Annotated in this window: 19 protein-coding genes and 2 pseudogenes; 11 read left to right on the top strand and 10 right to left on the bottom strand. The window is 72.8% G+C overall.

Features of this window, described 5'->3' with window-relative positions; genetic code table 11:
* Positions 1-80 precede the first annotated feature (80 nt).
* Positions 81-1,463 carry an ANTAR domain-containing protein gene (locus tag CW362_RS08515; RefSeq protein WP_162684001.1) on the bottom strand — a complete coding sequence of 461 codons (1,383 nt, stop codon included), beginning with the start codon at positions 1,461-1,463 and terminating at the stop codon, positions 81-83.
* 732 nt (positions 1,464-2,195) lie between these two features.
* Here CW362_RS08515 and CW362_RS08510 point away from each other — a divergent pair.
* Positions 2,196-3,146, top strand: coding sequence for a helix-turn-helix transcriptional regulator (locus tag CW362_RS08510; RefSeq protein WP_103548754.1), 951 nt, complete (start codon positions 2,196-2,198; stop codon positions 3,144-3,146).
* A 42-nt stretch (positions 3,147-3,188) separates the two neighbouring features.
* Here the strand turns inward: CW362_RS08510 and CW362_RS08505 are convergent, their stop codons facing one another.
* Positions 3,189-3,551: an ANTAR domain-containing protein gene (locus CW362_RS08505; protein WP_103548753.1), complete on the bottom strand. Its 363-nt coding sequence runs from the start codon at positions 3,549-3,551 to the stop codon at positions 3,189-3,191.
* 370 nt (positions 3,552-3,921) lie between these two features.
* Between CW362_RS08505 and CW362_RS45245 the strand changes: the two genes are divergently transcribed.
* Positions 3,922-4,050 (top strand): hypothetical protein, encoded by a 129-nt coding sequence (locus tag CW362_RS45245; RefSeq protein ID WP_276313652.1) that lies wholly within the window; start codon positions 3,922-3,924, stop codon positions 4,048-4,050.
* A 192-nt stretch (positions 4,051-4,242) separates the two neighbouring features.
* The gene (locus tag CW362_RS08500; RefSeq protein ID WP_103548752.1) at positions 4,243-5,427 is read left to right on the top strand and encodes a zinc-dependent alcohol dehydrogenase; all 1,185 of its coding nucleotides are present in this window, start codon (positions 4,243-4,245) and stop codon (positions 5,425-5,427) included.
* 482 nt (positions 5,428-5,909) lie between these two features.
* Here CW362_RS08500 and CW362_RS08490 read toward each other — a convergent pair whose 3' ends face one another.
* A complete protein-coding gene (locus CW362_RS08490; protein WP_103548751.1) occupies positions 5,910-8,684 on the bottom strand; it encodes a lectin in 2,775 nt (924 codons plus the stop codon).
* A gap of 516 nt (positions 8,685-9,200) precedes the next feature.
* Between CW362_RS08490 and CW362_RS08485 the strand changes: the two genes are divergently transcribed.
* From CW362_RS08485 to CW362_RS08475, 4 genes are all read left to right on the top strand, one after another.
* Complete coding sequence (locus CW362_RS08485; protein ID WP_103548750.1) at positions 9,201-9,380, top strand: DUF6480 family protein; 180 nt, start codon at positions 9,201-9,203, stop codon at positions 9,378-9,380.
* A 307-nt stretch (positions 9,381-9,687) separates the two neighbouring features.
* Positions 9,688-10,503: a hypothetical protein gene (locus tag CW362_RS08480; protein ID WP_103548749.1), complete on the top strand. Its 816-nt coding sequence runs from the start codon at positions 9,688-9,690 to the stop codon at positions 10,501-10,503.
* Positions 10,470-10,613, top strand: coding sequence for a hypothetical protein (locus tag CW362_RS43210; protein ID WP_162684000.1), 144 nt, complete (start codon positions 10,470-10,472; stop codon positions 10,611-10,613). Before CW362_RS08480 ends, CW362_RS43210 begins: the two co-directional genes overlap by 34 nt.
* A gap of 56 nt (positions 10,614-10,669) precedes the next feature.
* Complete coding sequence (locus tag CW362_RS08475; protein ID WP_103548748.1) at positions 10,670-11,431, top strand: maleylpyruvate isomerase family mycothiol-dependent enzyme; 762 nt, start codon at positions 10,670-10,672, stop codon at positions 11,429-11,431.
* Positions 11,432-11,683: 252 nt separating this feature from the next.
* Here the strand turns inward: CW362_RS08475 and CW362_RS08470 are convergent.
* A pseudogene (locus CW362_RS08470) lies at positions 11,684-12,234 on the bottom strand (ArsR/SmtB family transcription factor); the annotation flags it as partial.
* A 28-nt stretch (positions 12,235-12,262) separates the two neighbouring features.
* Between CW362_RS08470 and CW362_RS44365 the strand changes: the two are divergent.
* From CW362_RS44365 to CW362_RS08455, 3 genes and pseudogenes are all read left to right on the top strand, one after another.
* A pseudogene (locus tag CW362_RS44365) lies at positions 12,263-12,493 on the top strand (MFS transporter); the annotation flags it as partial.
* Positions 12,494-13,124: 631 nt separating this feature from the next.
* On the top strand, positions 13,125-14,375 hold the full coding sequence (locus tag CW362_RS08460) for an alpha/beta fold hydrolase (protein ID WP_240657725.1): 1,251 nt from the start codon (positions 13,125-13,127) through the stop codon (positions 14,373-14,375).
* Positions 14,372-15,964, top strand: coding sequence for an alpha/beta fold hydrolase (locus CW362_RS08455; protein WP_103548746.1), 1,593 nt, complete (start codon positions 14,372-14,374; stop codon positions 15,962-15,964). The genes CW362_RS08460 and CW362_RS08455 overlap by 4 nt, the downstream gene beginning before the upstream one ends.
* Positions 15,965-16,087: 123 nt before the next feature.
* Here CW362_RS08455 and CW362_RS08450 read toward each other — a convergent pair whose 3' ends face one another.
* Together CW362_RS08450 and CW362_RS08445 are read right to left on the bottom strand one after the other, a co-directional pair.
* On the bottom strand, positions 16,088-17,341 hold the full coding sequence (locus tag CW362_RS08450) for an FAD-dependent monooxygenase (protein WP_103548830.1): 1,254 nt from the start codon (positions 17,339-17,341) through the stop codon (positions 16,088-16,090).
* Positions 17,342-17,355: 14 nt separating this feature from the next.
* Positions 17,356-18,213, bottom strand: coding sequence for an alpha/beta fold hydrolase (locus CW362_RS08445; protein ID WP_103548745.1), 858 nt, complete (start codon positions 18,211-18,213; stop codon positions 17,356-17,358).
* 78 nt (positions 18,214-18,291) lie between these two features.
* Here CW362_RS08445 and CW362_RS08440 point away from each other — a divergent pair, with 78 nt between their 5' ends.
* Positions 18,292-19,179, top strand: coding sequence for an AraC family transcriptional regulator (locus tag CW362_RS08440; protein WP_103548744.1), 888 nt, complete (start codon positions 18,292-18,294; stop codon positions 19,177-19,179).
* Positions 19,180-19,273: 94 nt separating this feature from the next.
* Here CW362_RS08440 and CW362_RS08435 read toward each other — a convergent pair whose 3' ends face one another.
* From CW362_RS08435 to CW362_RS08420, 4 genes are all read right to left on the bottom strand, one after another.
* Positions 19,274-19,789, bottom strand: coding sequence for an AMIN-like domain-containing (lipo)protein (locus CW362_RS08435; protein WP_103548743.1), 516 nt, complete (start codon positions 19,787-19,789; stop codon positions 19,274-19,276).
* Between the two features lie 118 nt (positions 19,790-19,907).
* Entirely contained in the window at positions 19,908-20,585 is a 678-nt protein-coding gene (locus tag CW362_RS08430) for an adenosylcobinamide amidohydrolase (protein WP_162683999.1), read from the bottom strand.
* Positions 20,586-20,835: 250 nt separating this feature from the next.
* Positions 20,836-21,963: an ABC transporter substrate-binding protein gene (locus tag CW362_RS08425; protein ID WP_206300894.1), complete on the bottom strand. Its 1,128-nt coding sequence runs from the start codon at positions 21,961-21,963 to the stop codon at positions 20,836-20,838.
* A 120-nt stretch (positions 21,964-22,083) separates the two neighbouring features.
* Complete coding sequence (locus CW362_RS08420) at positions 22,084-25,386, bottom strand: TIM-barrel domain-containing protein (protein ID WP_103548742.1); 3,303 nt, start codon at positions 25,384-25,386, stop codon at positions 22,084-22,086.
* Positions 25,387-25,567: the final 181 nt, after the last annotated feature.

The raw sequence follows: 25,567 nt of genomic DNA, 5'->3' as shown, positions 1-25,567 counted from the left end.
GCCGGACAACACCCCTGACGAGCCCGGCGGAACAGACGCACCCCCACAAGCAGGGGGATCACTCACATGAACTCCCGCGCTCACCCTTCGGGTGGACGGAGTCTTCTCGCGTCCGGTGCCCGCGACCGCGCGGGGAGCGCCGCCCCCTCGTCCGGCCGGCTGTCCGCGACCGGCGTCGTGCGCTGCGACGTCCGGGCGTGGGTGTGGAGGTGTTCGAGGGCGTCGAGGACGACGGTGCGCCGGTACCAGGAGCGCCAGGCGGCCAGATCGGCGGCGAGTGTGGTCAGGGCGGTGTGCTGGGCGGTGGTCATCCAGGAGCCCGGCTGCTCGTGGTGGACGGTGATCACACCCATGCAGGTGCCGTCGTCGGTCAGCGCGGGGACCGCGTGGAGGGCGCGGCTTCCGGCCGCGAGGGCGGCCCGGCCCACGGACGAGGCGGCGAGGCCGGGGTCGAGTGCGATGTCGAGGACGAGGACCGGCTCGCCCCGTGCCCGTGCCTGTGCGGCGGGGGCGGGCGGGCCGGTCAGCTGGGCGGCCTGGTCGCAGTAGGCGGCGTCCAGGCCTGCGTGGCCTTCGAGTACCAGCGCGTTGTCCAGGGCCGGGTCGGTGAGGTGGATCTCGGCCGCGTCCGCGCCGGTGTAGGTCATCACGGCGTCGACGGCACTGCCGAGAAGGGTGCGCCGGTCGGCGGCCCCGGGATCGTGAACGCCCAGGAGCGTCGGAACGGGCATCGGCGTGTGCCGACGGCCGGGGAACCACGGCCCGTCCGCTCGGGGGCGTGGAGCGGTGACGACGGCGGACGCGAGGATCCGCAGGGGCACGTTCAGGTGCTGGGAAGCGTCCCGCAGCGCCGCGAAGGCCGCGTCGGCGTCCGGCAGGTCGTAGCGTTCCCGCAGGATTCCCTGCGCCGTGCCGATGAGGGGGGCGGTGCGGTTCCTGGCCCGCAGCCCGAGAACCTCCCGGCGCAGTTCCTCCCGCTCCCCCGCCGGGGCATCCGCCTCGCCCGTGCCGGTCCTGTCCGGGAGGACGCCGCCGTCCCCCGCGGGCACGGCGGTGGCGGGCCGGTCGAGGGCCGACAGGGAGGCCAGGGCGGTGGCGAGGGTGGGGAAGACACGCAGGCCGGCCGGAGGGGAGAGCAGGAGCAGCTCGCGGACGTGGGGCACGCCGATGACGAGGAGGACCGGGCTGGCGGCCAGGTGGTGGGTGGCGAGATCCAGGACGTGCAGGGCCGCCGCGCTGACCAGCCGCAGATCCGTCAGGTCCACGATCAGGCGCCGGCCCGCACCGTGGGCGTGCCGGACATGCGTCTCCAGCTCCTGGCCGAACACGGCGGCGGCGAGGGTGTCGAGCGTGCCGGACAGGCACAGGACCTCGGCCGCGCCGCCCGTCGGGCGGACCGTGAGCGTCATGCCGTACGGGAGGTCCGTGCGGGGTGTCGACGGGACTACGGGCTGGTGGGGCATGACGACCTCTTCTCTGGACGTCGGCCTCTTCCTGACCGTTCTACCTCTCCTTTCACTCCACATCGCGTACTGACACAACGAGTGCCGACGCTCGTCCGGCGGTGGCCGGCACGGTGTTCGTTCCACGGTCGTCGACGTTTTCGTCTCCGACTCGCCCGCCTCGGCCGTACCGGGCGACGCCGTCCGCTCCGGCCCGCCGGACAGCCTCCGGCCGCAGGATCCATCCGTCGCGGAGGGGACCGACGGGCAGACCCGGCCCGGGCCGCCTTCGGGTTCCTCACCCACATGCTGCACCGGCGTGGCGGGAACCGCTCTTCGACGCCACGGTGGAGGTGCGGCGGCCCGGAACGCCGCAGCCCCCGTGGCCCGGGCCGCCGCCATCGTTCCGTCGCCGGTGACCGACCCCGGCCCCGGACCTGTCCGCGCGCCGGGCACGGCCCCGCCCTCCGGGTCGCGGGCGCCCGGTGACTCCGCCGCCCCGGACCCGTTCTCGCCCGCCGCCCCGGCGGCCGCACGAGAAGTCCTCGGGAAGACCCGCCGCTTTCCGTCCGCGCCCCGCCGGTCGCCGGAGGAACGGCGGCCGCGGGCCCGCGCGGGCGGGAGGGGTACGAGAGGTGGCGTACTTGTCGCACCTCGGGGGCACGGGGACAGCATCGAGGACGAAGCCCGGTCCGCGAGGATCCGTCCCCGTGGACCGGGCCTGCCGATCGGCCGATCCAGGGCGGTGATCAGATGGACTCACTGAAATTCGACAGCGACGACCTCGGCGTGACCGAGGACTTCCTCAGCCGCGCCTACGCCCGGATGAGCATCAGCAGCTCCACCCCCGGTTCCGGCCGGGCCCGGATCCGCCGTGACGCCGTCCCCGCCGTCAGCGTCGACGAACTCGACCTCGACTTCGACATGAGCTACGCGGTGACGCCGCTCGGAAGGATCTGCCTGTGCGTGGTGCACGAGGGCACGATCCAGGACCACGCCTTCCACGGTGTCCGGGACGACTTCGGCCCCGGTGACGTGGTGCTCTTCGCGCCCCACGACCTGCCGTACGCCGGGCGCATCTGCTCCGCCCGCTACAACATCACCATGCTGGACCCCGGGCTGCTGGAGCAGGTCGCCGCCGGGGAAGGGCCGTCGCGCGAGCCCGTCCGGCTGACGGGGCACCGGCCCCACTCCCCCTCCGCGGCGCGCCATCTGACGCAGACCATCGTCCATCTGCGCGACCACGTGCTCGCCGATCCGGCCGTGGCCCAGGAGCCGCTGATCGCCTCGACGGGCAGTCAACTGCTGGCCGCGAGCGTACTGGCGGCCTTCCCCAACACCGCGCGGACCGAACCGACCGCGCAGGACCGCGGCGACGCCCACTCCGCCACCCTGCGAAGGGCCGTCGCCCACATCGACGACCACGCCGCCGAGCCGCTGACGGTCGCCGACATCGCGGCCGCCGCCCATGTCACCGTCCGAGCCCTCCAGTACGCCTTCCGCCGCCATCTCGACACCACTCCGCTCGCCCATCTGCGCCGGGCCCGGCTCGCACACGCGCACCACGAGCTGCGGGCCGCGCAGCCCGGCGACACCACCGTCGGGCGCGTCGCCGCACGCTGGGGCTTCGCCCATCCCGGCCGTTTCGCCGCCCTGTACCGCGCGGCCTACGGCCGCCATCCCTCCGACACCCTGCGCGACTGAGGGCGCGAACCGGCCCGGAGGGGGCCCGCGCCCGCACCGCGGTCATTCCGACCGGCTCGGCGCCGGCCGCGAGAGGCGGACGGCCGAGGTGTGCAGCACGGACCGCTGCGGAGCGGGACGGCGGCTCTCCAGGGCGGTGTCCAGGCAGCGGTGGATCTCCGCGGGCAGCCACAGGCTGCTCGGCCAGCGCACGATCTGCTCCGCCACCGTGCGCAGTTTGGTGTTCGTGTGCTGGGAGATCTCCCGCAGTACCTCCCAGGCGGCCTCGGGCCGCACGCCGCCGTAGGCGAGGACGACGCCGATCGCCTGATCGACGACGGCGTGCGAGACGACGGCGCGCCGCAGGTGCGCGATCTCCTCCTCCAACGCGTCGACGCGGCCGGTCCGGTCCTGCTGCTCTGGCATGGGGTGTTCTTTCTGCAGAAGCGGTTTCCCCGTGACATCCCGATGCCCCGACGGCGCGCGCATGGTGGCGCCGAAAACGAAGGGATGGCCCGCCGCTGTCCAGAAAGCGAAAGTCACCGCTGAACCCGCCCGGTCCGGGTACTCGCGTGCTCCGTGGACGACCGGACCGCATCCGGTCCGCGGGAACGCGAGAGAACGGACGGTGACCACCGTGTCTGGTACACAGCCGCGCGGTACCGGGTCCGCCCCCGGTCCGGGCCGTTTCGGGCAGGCCGCGTCGAAGGCCGGCAGGCTGAGGGACCAAGCGTCGGTCAAGGCGGGCGCGTTGAAGGCGAAGGCTGCTCGAGCCTGCCGGACGCGGGAGGACGAGGTGTCTCAGCCGACGCGGCAGAAGATGTTCCTGGGAGCGCAGGTGGTGCGGGACAACCGCGGTCTCCTGCTGGCCGCGGCGGGCGTCGCCGTCGCGTCGTGGCCGGCCGGCCGCCGCGGGAAGGAGTGAGGCGGATCCCGAGAAGCGCGGGCTGCCGGAAGGCGTTCCTCCGTCCACCCGCATGAGCCGAGCGGTCTGGGTACTCGGACGGTATGCCCTTGCGCGGCCCCGGCCGTCGTCACCGGCACCTTCGGGCAGTGACGGTTTCGGCCGGCCCGGCGGTCGGCAGGGCACGGTTTCCCGACTACGAAGCGAGGACGCATGAAAGCGTTGACGTGGCACGGCAAACGCGACGTACGGATCGACACGGTGCCCGACCCCGTCATCCGGGAACCGACCGATGTGATCGTCAAGGTGACGACCACGGGACTGTGCGGCTCCGACCTCCACCTGTACGAGGTCCTGGGCCCCTTCCTCGACGCGGGGGACGTCCTGGGCCACGAACCGATGGGTGTCGTCCAGGAGACGGGCTCCGAGGTCACGAACGTCCGGCCCGGCGACCGGGTCGTCATCCCGTTCAACGTCTCGTGCGGGACGTGCTTCATGTGCGGGCAGGGGTTGCAGTCCCAGTGCGAGACCACCCAGGTCCGGGAGTACGGCAGCGGCGCCTCCCTGTTCGGCTACACCAAGCTCTACGGACAGGTCCCCGGCGGGCAGGCCGAGTACCTGCGCGTGCCGTTCGGCAACACCCTCCCCATCGCCGTTCCGCCGGGGCCTCCGGACGAACGGTTCGTGTACCTGTCCGACGTCCTGCCGACCGCCTGGCAGGCCGTGGACTACGCGGCGGTCCCCCCTGGCGGAACGGTCGCCGTCCTGGGCCTGGGCCCGATCGGGGACATGTGCACGCGCGTCGCCGCCCACCGGGGCGCCGGGCAGGTCATCGGCATCGACCTGGTGCCCGAACGGCTGGAGAGGGTCAGGGCACGCGGGGCGCACACCCTGGACCTGGAGGAGTGCGGTGACGGGATCGTGGAGGCGGTACGGGACCTCACGGACGGCCGCGGACCCGACTCCGTCATCGACGCGGTCGGCATGGAGGCCCACGGGGCCACGACGGCCAAGGTCGGCCAGCAGCTGACCACGCTGCTGCCCGACGCGCTCGCCGCCAAGCTGATGCTGCGGGCCGGGGTGGACCGTCTCAGCGCCCTCCACCTGGCCATCGACCTCGTGCGGCGCGGCGGCACGATCTCGCTCTCCGGCGTCTACGGAGGAATGACCGACCCCCTCCCCCTGCTGACCATGTTCGACAAGCAGATCCAGCTCCGCATGGGACAGGCCAACGTCTGGCGGTGGGTGGACGACATCCTCCCCCTGCTGACCGACGGCGACCCGCTCGGTGTCGAGTCCTTCGCCACCCACCGCCTGCCGCTGGACCGGGCACCGGACGCCTACGCCACTTTCCAGAAGAAGCAGGACGGCGCCGTGAAGGTCCTTTTCAAGCCCTGACCAGCTCCGGTGACGAGCACGGGGCGCCCCTGTGACGGAACGACTCGTACGCAGAATTCCGGAGGCAGTCATGCAGTTCGAGGGGGACAGGATCGCGCGGCCCTGGGGCGAGCGCACCCCCTACACCGGCGGAACCGCCTGGCCTGTGCGCGTCGACTCGTTCCTCGAGCCCGGTGTCGAAGCCGGTACGGTGGAGCGCTGGGTGCAGACCGCCTCTCTCCTGCACTCGAACGGCGACGCGATGGACCTCGCGGTCACCTCTCTCACGTCGGTATCCGCTCGGTCACCGGGTTCCTCGAAGCGGCCGTCCGACCCGTCCGTCACAGAAGATGCGCTTTGCCACAGGAGATGTGCTTCGTCACCGCCGATGGCACGCCCCGTGTGTCCCGGCCGGGGCCGGGACACACGGGGCGGCGCACCGGGCCGCTCAGGCATACCGGACGACCGGTGCCCGTGCCGGTGCTGATGCTGATGCCGGTGGCTCAGCTCGGCAGTTTCCAGTTCTGGGCGGCCGTTCCGTTGCAGGTGTAGATCTGGAGCTGGGTGCCGGTCGTCGTCGTGGAGTTGGGGTCGTCCAGGCACAGCTTGGACTGGGGGTTGACCAGCGATCCGTTGGAGCCCGCGGTCCACTGCTGGGCGCCGGTGCCGTTGCACGTCCACAGCTGGACCAGGGTGCCGTTGGTGGTTCCGCTGTGGTCGACGTCCAGGCATTTGCCGAGGGTGCGGATCGTTCCGTCACCGGCGACGGTCCAGTCCTGGGCGTAGGTGCTGTTGCAGGTCCAGAGCTGGACGTGGTTGCCGTCGGTGGTGGAGGAACTCGCGTCGTCGACGCACAGGTTCGACGCCACCGCGGAGGTGACGGGGCCGATGCGGGGCGAGGCCGGGGCCGCGGTGTCACCCGCGTAGGAGGGCGGAGCGGCGGACGCGGCCGTCGCCCAGGAGGTGTTGGCACTGGTACCCAGGGTGTAGCTCAGCGTGCCGCCCGCCGTGATCGCCGACGTGGGGGCGTACGCGTTGTTCCAGGCGGAGCCGTTCCACGTCGCGGACTGGACGTAGGGAGCGTTGTCGGCGGCGCCGTTGCCGTTGATCGTCAGTGTGTTGCCCGACGGGAGCGTGATCACCGCCTGGGTGAACACCGGGGAGCCGAGGGCGAGGTCGGCGGTGCCCGGGGTCTCGGGGAACATGCCGAGCGCGGACCACACGTACCACGCGCTCATCGCGCCGAGGTCGTCGTTGCCGTCGGCCAGTCCGCCGGGGGTGTTCGCCCAGATCTGCTGCTGGATCGCCCGGACGGTGCCCTGTGTCTTGTAGGGCTGCCCGATGTAGTCGTACTCCCACGGCAGTTCGATGCTGGGTTCGTTGCCGACCCACGCGTACCCCTTGTCGCCCGTGTAGCTGCGCAGCACGGTGTCCAGGTAGTGGCTCATCGCCGTGTTGCCGCCCTTGGCGCGCGCCAGGCCGCCGATGTTGAACGGGACCATCCCGGTGTAGATCCAGGAGTCCGCCTCGACCATGTCGGTGCCGCTGGTGGGATCGAACCCGCCGGTCCAGGAGCCGCTCGCGTTGCGCGGCTCGACGAAGCCGGAGGCCGGGTTGAGCACGTTGCGCCAGCCCTGGGCACGGTTGGCGTACGTCTTCTGGTTGCCGGTGTCGCCGAGCGCCCCGGCCATCGCGGAGAGGGCGAAGTCGGCGGTGTTGTACTCCAGCGTGGTGGCCACGGGGCCGTAGAAGTTGCAGCAGCCGTAGCTTCCGTCGTGCGGCATGTAGCCGGGCGAGTTCAGGTAGTTGAGGCCCGGTCGGTCGTTGTTGGCCGTACTGGCCTGCTTGACCAGGTCGGCGAGGGCGGTCCTGGAGTCGAAGTCCCGGGCGCCGAAGGCGTAGTAGTCGGCGAGGATGGCGGCCGCCGGGTCGCCCACCATGACGTAGGACTCGCCGTTGTTCTCCGACCACTTGGGGAAGATCCCGGTCTGGGCGTAGTCGTCGACCATCGACTGGGCCGTGTCCGAGGCGACCTGGGGGGCGACCAGGGCTTCAAGCTGGGCCTGCGAACGGTAGATGTCCCAGCCGGAGTAGTTGGCGTAAGCCGCCTTGTGCCCGGCGTCCACGGTGTGGGTCCTGCCGTCGAAGCCGTAGTACTGGCCGTTGGTGTCGCTGATGACGTTCGGGTGCAGCAGCGAGTGGTAGAGCGCGGTGTAGAAGGTCTGTTGCTGCGCGGCCGTGCCACCGGCGATCTGTATCTTGCCGAGTGCGCTGTTCCAGGCGTCCTGCGCGGCGGTGCGGGTCGCGTTGAAGTCCCAGCCCGCGTTCTCCGCGACCCGGTTGGCCGTCGCGTTGGCCACCGACACGTAGGAGAGGCCGACCTTGGCCTGCACCACCGGGTTCGAGGTCGTGTTGAAGGTGACGTAGCCGTTCGAGGCGGCGGCTTCGGGAGAGGCGCCGCCCTTGGCCTTGCCGGGGGCCGCCGCTGTGGGCGTCTTGCCGTGGAGCACGGGCTTGTTGGGCTTCTCGGCCGCGTTCTTGGAGGCCGTACGGGGCTTCACGGGGGCGGCGGCCGACGTCTTGGCGACCGAGGTGCCCTGCGAGGCGAACGGCTGGTCGAAGACCATGTCGAAGTACACGGTGTACGTGTTGCCCGCACCGCAGAAGCGACCGCTGGTGACCTGACCGCTCACCTCGGTGTTCGAGACCTTGGTGAACTGCGTCGAGGTGGCGCCGTTCTGACTGCCGGTCAGTTTGAAGATCAGGTTGGCCTGGGTGCTCGAGGGGAAGGTGAAGCGCGCCATGCCGCTGCGCGTCGTGGTGGTCAGTTCGGTGGTCACCTGGTTGTTGAGCGCGACCTTGTACGAACCGGCGGACGCCGACTCGTTGGCGTGGGAGAACGCGTCCGTCGCACCGGTGTTCACGGCGCCGACCGTGGGCAGCACGGGTATGTCGCCGGCCGCGCCGCAGCCCGGTCCGGCGATGTGGGTGAGGCTGAAGCCGGTGATGGAGGAGTCGTTGTACTCGTAGCCGCCGCCGGGAGGCCGCGACGTCGTGTCGGGGCTCCACTGCACCATGCCGAACGGAACGTCGGCCCCGGGGAAGTCGTTGGCCTCGTTCGACGTGCCGATGAACGGGTTGACCACGGTGGCCGGCGACGCGACGAACGCGGCCTTCCCGACCGCCCACGCGGGTGCGCACAGCCCGGCCGTGGCCAGCGCCGTGGCCGCGAGTAATCCGATCGCGGCGGTTCCGGGGGGTCTCGACAATCGTGTCATCACGGGCTTTCTCCTCTACTCGGGAGCGGGAGCTGAAGATTGACAACGTTGTCTACGCGGCGAGGCGCATCACTTGGGCAGCGGTCGGGGTCGACAACGTTGTCGCACCGTCGAGATGGGGGTCCTGGCGATGCGAACGCGCGGACGGGGCACCCCTGGGCCGCGAGCACCCGGGGGCGCGGACGAGAACTGTTCGCGAAGCTAGCTACAGGACAGGGTCATGTCAACGATTCGCGCAAGGGGCCCTCGGCTCCCGGCTCGTGCCCTTCCCGCCGCGGCCCGTCGCGGCCCCTTCGGTCCGTCCTGTCCCGGCTCGCGGGGCGCACCGTCGCCCGGTGAGCCCGCTCCCGGCCGGCGGTGCCGCGCACCGGCCTCCGCGGTTTCGACCGCGGCCACCGTGGGAACCCGCCACCGCACAAGGGCCGCGCACCGCCCCGGAGACAGTCCTGTCCAGGAGCGGAACACACCGAGACGTACGAAGATGCGCCGCCCGCCGTTCGGACGGACCGTTGACATATGACACATCCACTCGTACCCCCAGGCGAGACCCCGCCCGTCGAGGGTTCCATCGCCGAAGCGCATCAGGAGCAGCCCGACGGCGGGATATGGGAACACCCGTACCTGTGGCTCGGCTTCATCATCGTGGGCTCGGTGATCGTCGCCGGATACTTCGTGGCCCGGATCAGCGGGTACTGAGCCGAACCGTCGATCCGCCCGGTGAGCCCCTCGAACGCCGCGGGCGCGTGGCGCTGTCGGGCGGTCGTCCGGGCACCCCGTCGGCGTCGCCGAGCCGGGGCCACGACGCGCCGGCCCGCTCGACCCTGCCGACGAGTCGGTCATCGGGCCGGACGGCGTCCGGGCACGAAGGCGCCGACCGAGAGCCGGAACCGGGCGGGTCGCCTCTCGCCCCGAGGCCGCGGGGAACCCCGCGCTCGGCACCTCCTGCCCGAGGACCGCGTTCCCTTCCCGCCCGAAAGCCGGGATTCCCTGCGAGCATCAAGGGATGGACCGCCTCTGCGAGATCACGTTCCTGCTGCCCGACGATCCTGCGTCGCGGACCTTCTTGGACGAGCTTCGCGCACTGCTCTCCGAAGTGGCGTACGCCTGCTTCACCGCTCCGCCCGGAGCGGCCGGCCGGCCTGGTGGGCGCCTGACCCTCACGCCACCGCGGCCCGTCGGCGCCCGTCCCGTGACGGCGTTCGAGCTCGCGGACGTGGACGCGCCCGAAGTCGCCCTCGACACCGGTCACTCCATCGGCGTGTCGGAGGCCGCCGTCGCTCATGACACGGCGGTCCCGCCGCCTTCGGTCACGATGGCGGACCTGACCCGCCGCATGGCCGGGCACGTCCGGCGCGTCGACCACACCGGGATCAACGTGCCCGCCTGTGTCACGTCACCCGCGCAGTGGCACGGCCTCCGGACCGTGTTCTCCTCGGCCTCGGCCATGTACCGCTACCCCACCGGCGAGGACTGGCCGTTCGTCCTCCCCTCGACGCCGGCCGAACTCGACGCGGACATCGATGAGTTCGTCGTCGGACGTGAGCCCCGGTTCGAGCTGGTCCACGACCCGTGGCTGACCCGGACCCTGTGGCAGTTCGCGCTCTGGACCGACCTGACCCGGACCGAACTGGAGCGGTTGTTCCCCGAGCCCGACGGGTTCACGTTGCCCGGACTCGAAGAGGTCTTCCGCGTCGTCCCCGTCGCCGGTCCCTGGCCCGGACTCGACATCCGGTTCGATCTCTGTCACCGGATCGACGACGGTCCCTCCGCCTGGGAGACCGGCGAATGGCTGGTCACCGAGGGCGGCCGCATCCGCTGAAGCCGGACCCCTCCGTCGACTCGTTCAACGAGTCGGCCGGGAAGGGCTACGGCTACGGCTACGGCTACGGCTACGGCCAGGCTTTCCATCAGGTCCTCCAACTCCCGTAGCTGACGGCCCGGAAAACAGGGTGCGGTCGGCTGAGCTTGGGTGATAGGTAAGCGACGTGACAGAGAGATTTGAATATTCCGCGCTGCTGCAACTGATCGACGAGCGGTCGGCCGCGTTCCGGAGTGCGGTTGCCGCCGCGCCCAGCCTTGACACGCCGGTGCCGTCCTGCCCCGAGTGGACGTTGTTCGATCTGGTGCACCACCTGGGCACGGGCCAGCGCTGGTGGGCCGCGATCGTCACCGCGGGCCCGGCCGAGGCCCCGCCGGCCAAGGACGCCGCGGAGGTGCCGCGCGAACTCGAGGCGCTGCTGGCCTGGTACGACGAGTCGAACGAGCTGCTGCTGAGCGCGCTGCGCGAGGCAGGCCCGGAGCGCGGGTGCTGGACGTGGTGGAGCGCCGGCGTGTCGCCGGCGAATGCCCGGGGCGTTGCCCGGCGCCGGGTGCACGAGGTGCTGGTGCACACCTACGACGCCCAGCTCGCCGCGGGCGCCGTGCAGCCGATGCCGACGGACGTCGCGATCGACGGCATGGCCGAGTTCCTCGACACCTGCAACTCCACCCCGGCGGCCTGGCCGCACGAGGCCGCCACCATCCACTACCACGCCGCCGAGGGCCGCTCCTGGCTCCTCACGCTGGACGACACCGGCGCCTGGCCCGCACCCCTCACGGACGACGCCGCGCCCGCCTCCGCTTCGGCCACGGGTACGGCCGAGCAGCTGCTCCTCTTCGTCTGGGGCCGCCTCACGCTGAGCGACCTGAAGATCGAGGGCGACCCGCAGGTCTTCGAGCAGCTGATCGCCTGGGAGCCCGAGGAGTAGCCAGTCGATACCATCGGCGGACGGCCTCGACGGCGTCCGCGTCGGTGAACATCGCGAACAGCTCCGCCTCCGCGCGGCGGACGGCCGGTACGGCCTCGTACGGCTCGGGCCCGATCACCTCCCGCAGCACTGCCGACTCGGCCGGGGAGGGGATCTGGCTACGACCGGGCTTTCCGTCAGGTGCTCCAAGAGGAGCCGGACATCGCCCGGGTGACGACGGGCGGCGTCCGCGCGCAGGCCCGTCGAAGCCGCTCAGCGCGGTACGGCCGCCGGCAGGTCGGCTCCCAGGGCCGTCGGATCGGGCAGGTCGAGGGGGTGGCGGACGTGGCGCCCCTGGCGTCGGGAGGTCAGCAGGCCCGCGCGGCGCAGGACGGCGAGGTGACGGGAGACCTCGGGGGGTGTGAGTTCCCGGGCGTGGGCCAGTTCGCGGGTGGTGTGCGGACCACGGGCCAGGGTGCGCAGCGGCCGGAGCCGTACCGCGGCCGGATCCGCGAGCAGGCGTTCCGCGAAGGCTTCCTGCCGCACGCCGTGGGCCTGTGCCACGTCCAGGGCCCGCTCGCGCGTGCTCGCGTCGGCGAGCGGTGAGGGCGTGCCGAGGCGGACCCCGCTGCTGGCGCAGGGGGTGACGAGCGCGGCGGTCACACAGGGCTCGTCGTCGATCCGGTCCACGTCGTCCAGTTCCTCGGCGAGGGTCGGCCGGGCCGGGCGGGGAGCAGGAAGTCGGCCTGCGAGGAACGCCAGGGGAAGTCGGACTCCCGCAGCCGCTCGGCCGGTTCTCGCCGCATCGCGGCCCACACCTCCCCGCCCCCGCGCACGTCCTGGGACGCCGTCCGCTTCGGGCTCTCCACGGGGCTCGGTCTCGCGGTCTCCCCCGCCGTCATCACCGCGCTCGCGCCCCACGGTCCGGCCGCCCTGTGGGGCAGCCTCTCCGCCGCGGCGCCCCTCGCCGCCACCGCCGGGGTCACCGAGAAGGACCGGGAGACGGCGGGCGGCGGTCCCGTCGTGGCCGTGCGCGTGCGGACGCGCCCCGCGGTCGAGGACTGCTCCGAGTGGAGCCCATGAGTGGTGGACGTCCGGCCGCGCGCCCAGGCTGACCCGGGTGGTGCCCGCCCGCGGCAGGTGGTGGCGGGCGGAGTCTCCCGGAGGCGTCGCGACATCGGCGTGGCCGGGAACGTCGGAGAAACGGGATCGCATGAGGGAACAGGGCATCGGAACGGGCGGTCCGCCGTCCGTTCGCGGGAACGGCGGCGAGAGCGCCGGAAGCGGGGCCGACGGCCGGAACGGCAGGGGCGGCGACGGCAGGGGCGGGGACGGCGGCCGCCGTGACGGTGAGGACCACCGCGGCCGTCCCGGGTCCGGACCGCGGCGGACGACGTGTCCGTCCGCCCGGCGGCGCTCCCGGGACGCACGGACCGGGGCGGCCGTCGTCGCGACGGGCGTGGCCCTCCTCGGCGCCCTGGCCCCGGCACCCGGCCACGCCGTGCCGGCCGCCGGGGGCGGGCCGCGGCCGGTGGCACCCGCGCGGTTCGTGCCCGGCCCCTGTCCGGAGACGCCCGAGCCGGTGCCGGGACAACGGTGCGGGTTCCTGGAGGTTCCCGAGGACCGCGCCCACCGCGGCGGGCGGACGATCCGGCTGACCGTCGTCATCGTCCCGGCCGTCTCGGCGAAACCCGCGGCGGACCCCGTGGTGTTCATGAGCGGCGGCCCCGGCGGCGACGCGATCGACGACATGCCGTTCCTGATCGGCTCGGGCGTGAACAAGGACCGCGACCTGATCGTCATGAGCCAGCGCGGAACGCTGCACACGCGGCCGAACCTGGCCTGTCCGGAGATCGACCGCTTCTACGCGGACGCCGTCGGACTGCGCTACGACGCGCCGTCGACCGGACGGCTCCTCGTCCGCGCCGCCGAGCAGTGCCGGGACCGCCTCACGGCCGGCGGCGTCGAGCTGAGCGCCTACAACACGACCGAGAACGCCGCGGACTTCGCCGATCTGCGCCGGACGCTGGGCATCCGCCGGTGGAACGTGTACGGGTACTCGTACGGCACCGACCTGGCCCTGACCTATCTGCGCCGTCACCCCCAGGGGATCCGCTCGGTCGCGATCGACTCCGTCGTGCCTCCCCAGATCGTCAGCCTGCCCTGGACCTGGGACAGCGCCCGTGAGGGCATCAACACCGTCTTCGCGGCCTGCGCGGCCCAGCCGGCGTGCCGGAACCGCTACCCGGACCTGTCGCGCACCCTGACACAGCAGGTGCGCCGCCTCGAGGCGCACCCGCTGACGGTGATGGCACAGCCCCCGTCGGGCGGGACGCCGGTCGAGGTCGTCCTCGACGGCGGCGCGCTCGTCAACCTGCTCGTCGCCAACGCCGTCCCGGCCGTCGACGTCCCCGCGGCCCTCGACGAACTCACCCACGGGAATCCCGAGCGCTTCGCGCGGGCCCGCGCCGCCGGAGCCACGCCCGACATCGGCACGTTCGCGCACGGTCTCACCCAGTCGGTGGCGTGCAGCGAATGGGTGCCGGGCTCTTCGCGGTCCGACCTGCTGGCGGCCGGGCGGCGCGCCTTCCCCGGCTGGCCCGACTCGGTGCTGGCCCAGGCACCGCAGCTGCCGTTCGAGCACGACGTGTGCCGCGTCTGGAACGTCCCGGACCGCACCCCGGTCCAGCGGGTGACGACGGTCAGCGACGTGCCGGCGCTCGTGCTCTCGGGAACCTTCGACGCCAAGACGGGGGCGCGCTGGGGCGCGTACGCGGCGCGCACGCTGTCCCGCTCGACCACCGTACGGATTCCCGGGATCGGCCACTGGGTGGTGCCCCAGTCGCCCTGCGCCCAGAGCGTCCTGGCCTCCTTCCTCACCCGGCCGAACGCGCCCGACACCGGCTGTGTGGCGGGCCTGACCCCGAAGCCGTTCACGATCACTCCCGCACTGGAGACCCCATGACGTCCCTCCGCCCACCCCGTGACCGGCGCACCGTGCGACGGCTCCCCGCCGCGCTGGCCGGGGCCGCGGCCGGCCTGCTGCTCGCCGGTCTCATCGCCACTCCGGCAGATGCCGTGCCGGACGGTTCCGCACCACCGGGCACACAGGCCCGTTCCGTCGGCCACTCCCGGTTCGTACCGGGCCCTTGTCCACGGACCCCGGACCCGATCCCCGCGCTTCAGGGGGCGCGCTGCGGCACGCTGACCGTGCCCGAGGACCGCTCCCGCCCGAAGGGCCGGAAGATCACCCTCTCCGTGGCCGTCGTGGCGGCGGCCGGCCGCCGGCACGCGCCCGACCCGATCGTGTGGTTCGCGGGCGGGCCCGGCGACGACGCCCTCACCGAGGCCCAGTTGGCGATCGACGGCGGGCTGAACCGCGACCGGGACGTCGTCTTCATGTCCCAGCGGGGGACGTACACGGCCGACCCGGTGCTGACCTGCCCGAACATCGACGAGTTCTACGCCCACTCCCTCGGGCTCGTCTACAACGCCCCGTCCACCGGGCGGCTGCACGTGCAGGCGACTCGGGCGTGCCGCGAGAGCCTGACGCGCCGCACGGCAGACCTCGGCGCCTACAACACCCTGGAGAGCGCCGCCGACTACGCCGACCTGCGCGTGGCCCTCGGCATCAGGCGCTGGAACGTCTTCGGCATCTCGTACGGCACCGACCTGGCCCTCGCCTACATGCGCACGCACCCGGAGGGCGTCCGGTCCGTGGGCATCGACGGTGTCCTGCCGCCGTCGCTGGCCGGGGGCGCGGTGACCTGGAAGGCGGCGCGCGAGGGCTTCGACGGTCTGTTCGCGGCGTGCGCCCGGCAGCCCGACTGCAACCGGCGCTATCCGCATCTGTCGAGGACCTTCGAGGGCCTCGTCCGCAAGTTGGAGGCCCACCCGGTGACCACCAGCGTGACCGTCCCCGGCCAACCCGGGCCGGTGCGGGTCACGATCGACGGCGGGGTCCTGGTGACCTGGCTGACGTCGGCCACCCATGTGGCGGCGGGCGTGCCCCGGTCCATCGATGAGCTCGCCCACGGCAACCCGCAGCGCGTCGCCGAGCAGTGGGCCGGGGGCAAACTCAGCCCCCAGGCCATCGGGCGGATCGCCCACGGACTCGCGTTCGGCGTCTTCTGCGGCGAGTGGACCCCGTACGAGTCCGAGGCGGACGTGATCCGCGGCGGGCGCCGGGTGTTCCCCTCGTTCCCCCGCTCGGTCCTGGCCAACGCCCCGCAGCTGCCCTTCCTGCACGCCGACTGCCGTGCCTGGAACGTCCCGGCGTTGCCGCGCTCGGTCCGTGACGTGACGCGCAGCGACATCCCCACGCTCGTCATGTCGGCCGGGTTCGACGCGCAGACCGCGCCGAGCAACGGCCCCTACGTGGCCCGCACCCTGAGCCGCGCCACCACCGTGACCGTCCCGTACGTCGCCCACGTCGCGTTCGCCGAGTCGCCCTGCGCGCAGACGATCACCACGTCGTTCTTCGACTCGCCGACGGCCCCGGACAGGTCCTGCCTCACGGGTCTTCGGCCGCCGCAGTTCGAGATCGCCCCGTAGGGACGGGGTCACCACCCCGCGCGGGATGTCCCGGGGCGGGCGGGCGGCCGGATGTCCCGGTCGCCCGCCCGCCCCGTTCCACGCGTGGGGAGCGCTCGGGCCGGACGCGGGGCGGCGAGCGGTTCACTTCGCCCCCGGGCCGCCCCCGAGGTCGCTCCTGCCTCCCGACACGACGGGCACCGGCGGATGGTCGGGGACGGTCATGGAGTCGTGGAAGCGCGCGCTCCTGGTGGTGAGGCGGACGAGGGCGCGGCCGGGGACCACGGGCAGGGCGGAGATCAGGCGGGCACCCTGGGCCAGTCCCCACACGCCGAGGGGGGACGCGGGGATCAGGGTCTTCGCCGCGCTCAGCGCGACCGCTCGGCTGCCGCGCACGTGCTCCGCCATCACGCGTTCGTAGGCGGGGAAGGCTCGCTCGTGGTCACCGCCCGCCCGTGCCAGCTCTCCGGCGAGGACGTACGCGCCGACGACGGCCAGGCTGGTGCTGCCGCCGACGGCCGGGCCGGGGCTGTAGCCCGCGTCGCCGACGAGCGTCACCCTCCCCCGTGACCAGGTGTCCATGCGGAGCTGGGTGATCGAGTCGAAGTAGAAGGCCGGGGTGCGGTCGAGCTCGTCCAGCCAGCGGTCCACGTGGGCGTGCATGCCGGCGAACGCGCCGCGCAGCAGCTCCTTCTGCCGGGGCACGTCGCGGTGGTGGCAGTCGAGTTCGCGTTCGCTGCGGAACAGGAACAACGCCCGCGCTTCGCCGAGATGCCGCGCGCCGTACATGCCTGCGGTGCGGCCGACGCCGACGTGGATGAGGAGTTCGCCGTCCAGGCCGAGGACGTTCGGCAGGGTCAGCACCCCGAAGTACGCCCCGATGAAGGTGTCGGAGCGGGGCTCCTCGCCGAAGACGAGGCGGCGCACGTTGGAGTGCAGTCCGTCCGCTCCGACGACGAGGTCGAAACGGCGTGGCGCGGCGTTCTCGAACCGCACCTCGCCGTCGGGCGAGATCTCGGTGATCGAGTCGCCGAAGACGTACTCGACGTCGTCGCGCGTGGCGTCGTGGTAGATCTCGCTCAGGTCGTCGCGCATGATCTCGGCGTGCCGGGCGGAGGCGGCGCCGAAGATCTTGGAGAGGTCCGCCCGGACGGGGCGCCGTGAGCCCTCCCTGTGGAGGGTCATCCGGTTCGTGCCGGTGGCCCGCTCCTCGACACGCGGGAGCACGCCCATCCTCTCCGAGATGTCCATCGCGGGCCGGAACAGGTCGACCGCGTGGCCGCCCGTCCTGCGCAGGGCCGGCGCGCGCTCGACGACGGTGACGGAGAAGCCGTGCCTGGTGAGCCAGTAGGCCAGCACGGGACCGGCGACGCTCGCGCCGGAGATCAGGATCCGCATGGTGTCCTTCTCCTTCATCGGCCGGCCCGCACGGCGTGGATCGTGGTGAAGGCCAGCAGGGGGACGGCGGTCCTCTGCGGATCCTCGAGCAGGGGCGAGTGACCGAGACCCGGCAGCAGTTCGACCCTCGCGCCCGGAACGACGCGGTAGTCGGAGGCGGACGAGGACCGCCATCTGCGGTCGTCCTCACCGAAGATCACCAGCAGGGGCTTGCCCAGGACCCTCAACCGGTCCGGCAGGGGCCGCTGTTCCAGGTAGGAGCGGGTGGCACCCGTCGTCGCGGTGAGCGTGCGGTGGGTCATGCGGCGTACGTCGTCCAGGAGTTCTTCCGGCACCTGGTAGCCCGCGCGGCTGAAGGCCGTGCTCGCGAACCGCCGGAGCTGCTCGTCGGTTGGCGGCCACGGGGAGGCGCCGATCGCGGCGGACTCCTGTGCGATGAAGGCGTCCAGGCCGGGGCCGGTATTGACGAGCGCGAGCGCGGTCACCAGGCCGGGCCGCTGTTCGGCGACGGCGGTGGCGACCGCGCCGCCGCTGGAGTGACCGGCGATCACGACGTGCTCGACACCGAGCCGGTCGAGTGCCGTGCCGACCCGGCGCGCCTGGTCCGGGATCGCGTAGCCGCGGTCGGCCGGTGCGGCCGACCGGCCGTGTCCGGGCAGGTCGATCCGGATGACGTGGTGGGGCCCGGTCAGCAGCGGAACCATCGGGTCCCACGAGCGGGTGGAGGACGCGGACCCGTGGATGAGCAGGAGCGCGGGGGCGTCGCGGGGGCCGTCCTGGCACACGTGGATGTCGCCGTCGTCCAGCGACAGGATCGAACTCTCGGTGGGCCGGCCGCCGTTCGCGTGCGGACCGCCGTCGGAAACAGTCATGGCCCCACTGTCTCCGCCGGTACGCGCCGGTGGATTGGACGAATGTTCCCCCGTGGCCGGCTCGCGTAGCATCGGACGATGCGGACCTTCGTGCACGGTGCGGCCGTGTGGGGCGTCGAGTGCCCGCGGCGGCCCAGCCGGGTGGCCGGTGTCACCATGGCCGGGTTCCGCGTCCCCTGCCTGGACACGCTCCGGGTGGTCCCGCACCCGGCCGTGACGGTGCTCCTGGAGTTCGGCGCCGGTTCGCCCGTCGTCGACTGTGCCTCGGGGCAGCAGCGGGGAAGCGTCGTCGCCGGGCCCGGGTTCGGCTCCGCGGGTGCGGTCCGGGCGCGGGGGGAGAACGTCGAGTGCGTGCAGGTGCGCCTGTCCCCGGTGGTCGCCCGTGCGATCCTGGGCGCCTCCCCCGCCGACCTCGACGGCGCCGTCGTACCGCTGGACGGTCTGTGGGGCCGGGAGGCGTCACGGATCCGCGAGCGACTCGGCGAGGTCCCGTCGTGGCAGGAGCGCTTCGCGTTGGCGGACGCGCTGCTCGCCCGTCGGCACGGGGAGGGACCGCCGGTGGACCCCGAGGTGGCCTGGGCCTGGCACCGGATCGTCGCCGACCGTGGTCTGATCCGGGTCGAGGGGCTCGCGGCCGAGGTCGGGTGGAGCCGTAAGCGGCTGTGGTCCCGGTTCCGGTCTCAGCTCGGCCTGCCGCCCAAGCGCGCCGTGCGGCTGGTCCGCTTCGACCACGCGGCCCACCGTCTGGTCACGGGTGAGGGCGCGGCCCGGGTCGCGGCCGACACCGGCTACGCCGACCAGTCCCACCTGCACCGGGACGTCATGGCCTTCGCCGGGACGACCCCCGCGTCCGTGGCCGGCGAAACGTTCCTCGCCGTCGACGACATCGCGTGGCCCGGCCGGGGAACGCCCGCGCCCCTCGGTGACCACGGCCTTCGGCGACACGCGCGAAGGCTTCCGCGGTGAGCGGAGCCGAGGCGTCCACGCGGCGGTGAAGGGCGTGGCGACCCGTGTGACGCCGCCGGGCGCCTCGGCCGTGCTCAGGGGTGACCGTCCCGCGTCACCCGCAGCGGTTGACGTGGCTGAAGTCCACGACCACGCGCTCGGGGCTGTGCAGCTTGGTGACCTTCCACGTGGGTTTGGTCCGGAACGCGGTTCCGAAGGTGACGACCCCTTCGAAGTCCCCGGTCAGGGCCAGGCCCTTCAGCTTGTACAGCGGGATGTTCGCCAGTCGGGGGCCCCTGTAGACCGACGAGCCCGCGTTGTTGTGGGCGACCGCGGGAGACAGCCTGATGGACAGGAAGTAGTTGCCCGCGAGCGGGACCTTCCTCCCGGAGGGGTCGTAGCGGAGTGTGCCGACCCGGCTGACGCCGACGGACGGGGTGCCGCCCTGGACGTCGATGACGAGCCTGTCATAGGTGCAGTGCCCGGCCCACCGGGCGTTGACGACACGTGCGGGCGACGTAGGTGTGGCGGCCGCCTTCGGCTGGGTGACCGCGGATGCGGGGATCGTGGCGCCGACGGCGGTGAGAACGAGGCCGGCGACCAGGGCTGCGCGGGATGGGTGCTGGTGCATGACGCCCCCGGAGTTTTCTGTTGAAGGGGACACTGTTTCACTGGTGGAGACACGTCCGGGGACCGAATGGTTGCAGTCCCGGGGACTTGTCGTGGCGTGTTTTCGCCGTGGGCCCGGATCAAGCGGCGGCGGCCGCCCGCACGGCCGCGTGCACGGCCCTGGCGAGGCGGGCACCCCACAGGGAGCGGGGCCCGGCGAAGGCCTGCACCTCTTCCCCGGGACGCGGGACGCGCGCGGCGATGCACACGGCGTCGGTAGGCGTGCCGGAGCAGTCGTGCCCGGTCTCCAGGAGAGCCTGCACCTTGGCCTCCGTGACCGTGCCGACCGCGTTCACCAGCGCCGCGTCACCGAGTGCCACCGGAAGCGCGGCGACGATGTTGATCGTGCCCGGCACGACGGGGCGGGGCACGGACTCGGCCGGGGCCGCGGCCCATCCTCGTACCCCCAGTCCGGCCGTGACGACCGCCTCGACGCCCGTGTCGTGGGCGGCGGCGTACCGGGTGACGTCGGCGGCCGTCATCAGCCCGACCCCCGGCCCCCGCGCGCCGGCGGTACGGGCCAGTTCGGCGAGGTGTTCGCCCGGGTCGGTGCGTCGATAGCCGTGCGAGACCTGGGCGTTCAGGACCCAGGCACGTTCCGCGATGCCCCCGCCGAGGACCGCGCTGCTGACCATCCGCCACCCTGCGCCCGCCCGCCAGAGCAACGCGTTCAGCCGCTCACCGTCTTCGACACGGGTGAGGTGCCGTACCGAGATCAGACCGGTGGCGGGGCGGGGCGGCGGAACGGCTGCGGTCACCGGACGGAACTCCTCGGGGGGTGGGTACGAGCCGATCGTACGGCCTGGTGGGGATGCCCCTGTCCGGTCGGGGGACGGCGTGCGGCAGCGCGGCCCCGAGCGGTGCGAGGGGGTGGACGACGGTGTCGCGGGGCGGGTGGGGACGGCCGGGTCCGCTTCGCGCGGGACGTGGGTGCACCGGCTCGCGGTGGGCGCGGTCGTGCCGGTGCGGCGGGCCCCCGGGCCCGCTCACCCGCGGATCCGGGACCTCTCACCCGGAGTGAAGGATCCGAAAGCGTTCGGGGTCCGCCGGATCCCGGTCGACGACCTGGACCGGCGCCCAGGCCCACTGCCAGACACCGGTGCCCGGCACCCGGGAGAACCTGATCCGTCCGCGGGTGCCCTCGACGTCGACGCGCGGCCAGCACGCGGCGACACCCGCCCGGTCCCCGGCTCCGGAGCGCAGGACGTCGGCGAGGACGGTGACGGTGTCGTAGCCCTCGAAGGCGACGAAGGAGGGTGCCCGGCCCAGCCGCTCGCGCAGGGCCTTCCCGACACGCGCGCCCAGCGGCCCCAGGTGCTCCGGCAGGTAGCGCAGGAACGGGACGGCGGTGCCCTCGCCGCCCAGCAGCGCGGCCCATTCGCCGAACTCCGGCTGTCCGGCCGGGGCCCCGATCATCGTCTCGGCGAGGCGCCGGTCACGGCGGACCGACCTGACGATCGACACGGCGGGCTCCGGATGCCCGACCAGGAGGAGGAGTGCCGTCGCGCGACGGCCGACGAGTTCGTCGCACACGGCGGCGGGGGTCAGCGCGCGCATGTCGAGTTCGACGACGGAACCGCCGTGCGGGGCGAGGTGATCCCTCAGGACTGCGGCCCCGGACGCCCAGTAGGCACTCGGATCGGCCGCCACGGCGACACGGCTGTGGCCCGCGCCCAGAAGGAAGTCCGCGTAGATCCTCCAGCCGTGGGACTGCGCCGGGGCGACACGCGCGACCCACCGCGTCGGCTGTTCGGTGAGCGTGTCGAGAACCGCCGACGAGCAGAGGAACGGCACACCGAGGGCGTCGGCCCTGGCCGCGGCGGCGCGGGCGACGACGCTGTGGTACTCCCCCACCAGGGCGGCCACGCCCAGCCGGGCCAGTTCGTCCACGGCGGCCACGGCCTTCCGCGGATCGGCCGCGGTGTCCCGCACCACCAGTTCGAGCGGCCTTCCGGCGATCCCGCCGGTGTCGCCGACCTCGCGAACGGCCAGTTCGAGTCCGGCGAGCAGGTGCCGGCCCGCCTCGGCCCAGCCGGGCCGGCTCAGGGGGACGAGGGCACCGATCCGGACGGATGATCCGTCGGTCCGCGTCCCCGCGGACGGCGACGGCACGGGCGGTGATGGTGGCATCTGCATGTGCTGCTGTCTCCCCTGTGGACCGTGTGCTCGTCCTCATGGGCGTCGGTCCGGTCGCGGGGCGGTGGGTACCGCTCCGCGACCGGACCCGGATCGCGCCAGGAGGTTGTCCGTCCCTTCCTACTCGTAGGTGACGGTGACCGGGGCGCGCACGCTGCGGCGCGGGAGCGTGATGGTCAGCACCTTCGAGGTGTCGTCCCAGTGGTACGCCTGCGGGGACAGGCGTGTTCCGGACACCGAGACCTCGGTGGGTGCGTGGGTCCCCATGAGCGCGATCGTCCACCGGCGGGTCTTCACCTGACCGGCGAAGGAACCGCGCGCCGGCCCGATCGACACCGTGTGGCGCTGCCCCTTCTGCCGGTACCGGATCGTCGTCGTGGCGCTCCGGCCCTTGCCCTGGGTGATGCCGTCGTCCTCGTAGAGACGGAACGTGCCCGGCCAGCCGGCGGCGACGGTGAGTGTGACGTCGGTCAAGGGGTTGCGGTCGTTGCCGGACACGTCGTGCGTGCGGGTGGGCAGGATGCCGCCCGCCCTGACGAAGACCGGCAGCGAGTCCAGGCCGGTGGTGACGTCCCGGGTTCCCCCGCCGGTGTAGGTCTCGCCGGTGAAGTAGTTCGTCCACTGGCCGGGCGGGAGCCAGACCGAGGTGGTGGCGGAGGTTCCCGGCGTGGTCACGGGGGCGACCAGGACGTCGGAGCCGTAGAAGTACTCGCTGCCGGCGACGGCGTACGCCTGGGGGTCGTCCGGGTACTCCAGATAGGTGGGGCGGACGATGGGCACGCCGGTGCGGTTCGCCTCCTCGGCGAGCGTGTAGGTGTAGGGCACCAGGTTCTCGCGGAGGTTGAGGAACTTGTCGGCCGACTGCCGCGCCGCGGGGCCGTACTGCCAGGGCAGTCGGTCGCTGTGGTTGCTGTGCAGCCGGTCGACGGGCTGGAACGTGCCGAACTGGACCCAGCGGGCGTACAGGTCGTCGGGGAGTTTGCGTGTGGTGCGGCTCTGCCCGCCCTCGGTGTACTTCTCCGAACCGGCCAACCCCGTCGTGTCGTTGTGGCCGCCGATGTCATGGGTGATGGCGGCCATCCCGGTCGCGGCGGACTCCCCGGGGCTGTAGCCGACCTCGTACTTCAACGCGCCCCAGGTCGAGGAGGTGTCACCGGTGAAGTGGACGGTGCTGCGCTTGTCGGCCCACGGCCCGGTCGGCAGCCCCTGCTGGCCGCTGTACCCGGCCGCCTGCAACGAGCCGTACGCGCGGGAGAGGACGAATCCGCGGCCGCCGAGGTTCGAGGAACCGGCCGTGGCGTACTGCTGGTTGATCCAGGCGTCGGGCGTGACGCCCCGCAGCGACGACTGCGACGCGTCGCAGCACCAGTCGAGCCACCAGAAGTCGTTGCCCTGTCGGTCCATGGTCCGGTGCAGGTCCATGTACGCCTTGAGCTGGTCCGGGTCGCCGAAGTCGAAGGTGTAGCAGTTGTTCTCGACGGAGGCCCCGGACGCGCAACCGCCCTTGGTCAGCTTGCCCTTGGCCGTGGCCTGCGCCTGGGCGAACTGGGGGTCAGAGGCGAGGATGCCGGGGTGCACGTTGAGCGTGTTGTGCAGTCCCTGCGCGGCGGACCAGTCGAAGAAGCCCTGGGGGTCGGGGAATTTCGCCGGGTCCATCTCCCAGCCGCTCCAGGTGTTCACGGCCTTGAAGTCCGTGTCGGTCACCAGGACGTCCAGCGGGACGCCTTCGGAACGGAACGCGGGGAGGATCGTGTTCTGGTAGTCCGCCGCCGTACGGTCGATGTACTCCGAGTACCAGACGCCGTAGGCCCATTGCGGCAGCAGGGCGGGCGGGCCGGTCAGAGTGGCGAGATCGGTCAGCCCGCGCTTGTAGTCGTGCCCGTAGCCGAAGACGTAGCCGTCCTGGTAGGGCGCGCCGCCGTGGCCGGGGCGGGGGGTCGCCCTGTGGGCCGTGGCGTCGTACACCGCTGACGACGTGTCGTCGAGGAGGTACCAGCCGTCCCGGTTGAGCAGGCCGGGCGTGGTGGGGACCGAGCTCTCGTTGCCGGTCACCCCGTCGAGGCCGCGGCGGTAGCCGCCGAGCGCGAGGTGGGGCGGGGGCGCGGCCGTGCCGGGGGCGGCCGCCGAGACGGTGTCCGCGTTGATGTGGCAGCTCGCCGTGTCGGGACAGCCGAGGGTGACGTCGTTCGTGCCCGCGGTCAGGGTGACGGGCAGTGAGGCCGTCTGCCAGTCGTCCCAGTTCGTCGTCGCGGGGAACGACAGGGTGCCGGTGGTGCCCCCGGCGGAGACGGTGGCGGTGCGCTGCTGGTGGAGGCCGTCGCCGCCGACTCCGTTGGCGTACCGCACCCGGAGGGTGTAGACGCCGTCGGCGGGCACGCCGGTCACCCGGGTCGTCAGACTCGTTCCCTGGTGGAGGTCACCGACGAAGCCGTTGCCGGCGTATCCCTTGTGATCGGTGGCGGCGAACGCCGTGCCCCCGATGCGTCCGGCCTCCGCCTCGCAGCTCGCGCCGTACGCGCAGTCCGTGATCGCGGTGCTGGAGACGGGCGGGTAGGCGTCGCCGGGCCGGACGAGGGCGACGCTGTCGACGTTGACGTCGCCGGAGTCCGAGGCGGTCCGGGTCAGGGCGACGGTGTGGTGACCCGCGCCGAGCCGGACGCTCGCCGAAGTGACGTTCCAGGTGTCCCAGTTCGCCGTGACCGGCAGGGACACCGTCTGCTGCGCGCCGCCGTCCACGGTGAGCGTCAGCGTGCGGGTACGGGTCTGGCCGTCCCCGCCAAGGGAGTTGGCGTAGCGCAGGGCGAACTGGTACGTCCCGGCGTCTTTGACATCGATGTCAGCGGATGCCGAACTGCCCGTGCCCTCGAATCCCGCGGCGAATCCGCTCCCGGTGTGGCCGGCGTGGTCGGCGGCGACGGAAAGCCCGTCGAGACTCAGGTTCTCCGCCTCGCAGAGCGCGCCGGGCCCGCAGGTCAGCCGCTGCCAGGGAGCGGCGGTCACCGGAGTGTCGCCCGCCGTAGACCGCAGGGAGAAGTTCTGGGCGCTGAAGGGGCCCGAGTCGACTTTGTAGCGCAGGCTCATCGCGCTCGTCCTGATGGTGAGCCAGCCGTCGGACGTCGTGGCGCTGTACGCGGTCGGCTCGAACCCCTCGCGGCCGATGGCGTTGAACGTCGGGTCGTCGGTGAACTTCCGGTCCCCCGCGTATTCGGTGCGGATCAGCGTGGGCGAGAGGATCTCGAAGCGGGCGCTCCCCGCGGAGACGGTCGGGAGGCGCAGGCCGTGCGCACCACCCGCTGACGGTAAGTCGGCGCCCGTCAGGGTCGTGGTGGCTGCCACGGCGAGGGCGGCGGCGCTCGCCCGCCGCCGTACGGTTCTCGGCCGTCGCCTCTTCGACGCCTTGGACGTCTTCGACGCAGTCGTCATACGCAACATCCGTTCTGCTCTCAGCAGGGGGACGCGCCCCCCTGTGCCGGTCGAGACCCGGAGTCGCCTTGCCGCCCGCGGGCAGTGTTCGGGCTGCGGCATCCTCCGGCGGTGCGGCGGTGCGGCGGTGCGGCGGTGCGGCGGTGCGGCGGTGCGGCGGTGCGGCGGTGCGGCGGTGCGG

It is taken from the genome of Streptomyces populi (assembly GCF_002911015.1).
GTDB lineage: Bacteria > Actinomycetota > Actinomycetes > Streptomycetales > Streptomycetaceae > Streptomyces > Streptomyces populi.
Note: the sequence above shows the minus strand (reverse complement) of the source record. Positions and strands in the feature narration are given on the sequence as shown.

Coding starts and splice junctions, on each gene's coding strand:
- CW362_RS08420 (WP_103548742.1), bottom strand. CDS start 25,386: ATGACGACTGCGTCGAAGACGTCCAAGGCGTCGAAGAGGCGACGGCCG.
- CW362_RS08450 (WP_103548830.1), bottom strand. CDS start 17,341: ATGCGGATCCTGATCTCCGGCGCGAGCGTCGCCGGTCCCGTGCTGGCC.
- CW362_RS08485 (WP_103548750.1), top strand. CDS start 9,201: ATGACACATCCACTCGTACCCCCAGGCGAGACCCCGCCCGTCGAGGGT.
- CW362_RS08490 (WP_103548751.1), bottom strand. CDS start 8,684: ATGACACGATTGTCGAGACCCCCCGGAACCGCCGCGATCGGATTACTC.
- CW362_RS08435 (WP_103548743.1), bottom strand. CDS start 19,789: ATGCACCAGCACCCATCCCGCGCAGCCCTGGTCGCCGGCCTCGTTCTC.
- CW362_RS08460 (WP_240657725.1), top strand. CDS start 13,125: ATGAGCGGCGGCCCCGGCGGCGACGCGATCGACGACATGCCGTTCCTG.
- CW362_RS08445 (WP_103548745.1), bottom strand. CDS start 18,213: ATGACTGTTTCCGACGGCGGTCCGCACGCGAACGGCGGCCGGCCCACC.
- CW362_RS08440 (WP_103548744.1), top strand. CDS start 18,292: ATGCGGACCTTCGTGCACGGTGCGGCCGTGTGGGGCGTCGAGTGCCCG.
- CW362_RS08510 (WP_103548754.1), top strand. CDS start 2,196: ATGGACTCACTGAAATTCGACAGCGACGACCTCGGCGTGACCGAGGAC.
- CW362_RS08425 (WP_206300894.1), bottom strand. CDS start 21,963: ATGCAGATGCCACCATCACCGCCCGTGCCGTCGCCGTCCGCGGGGACG.
- CW362_RS08455 (WP_103548746.1), top strand. CDS start 14,372: ATGACGTCCCTCCGCCCACCCCGTGACCGGCGCACCGTGCGACGGCTC.
- CW362_RS08500 (WP_103548752.1), top strand. CDS start 4,243: ATGAAAGCGTTGACGTGGCACGGCAAACGCGACGTACGGATCGACACG.
- CW362_RS43210 (WP_162684000.1), top strand. CDS start 10,470: ATGGCTGGTCACCGAGGGCGGCCGCATCCGCTGAAGCCGGACCCCTCC.
- CW362_RS08480 (WP_103548749.1), top strand. CDS start 9,688: ATGGACCGCCTCTGCGAGATCACGTTCCTGCTGCCCGACGATCCTGCG.
- CW362_RS08515 (WP_162684001.1), bottom strand. CDS start 1,463: ATGCCCCACCAGCCCGTAGTCCCGTCGACACCCCGCACGGACCTCCCG.
- CW362_RS08505 (WP_103548753.1), bottom strand. CDS start 3,551: ATGCCAGAGCAGCAGGACCGGACCGGCCGCGTCGACGCGTTGGAGGAG.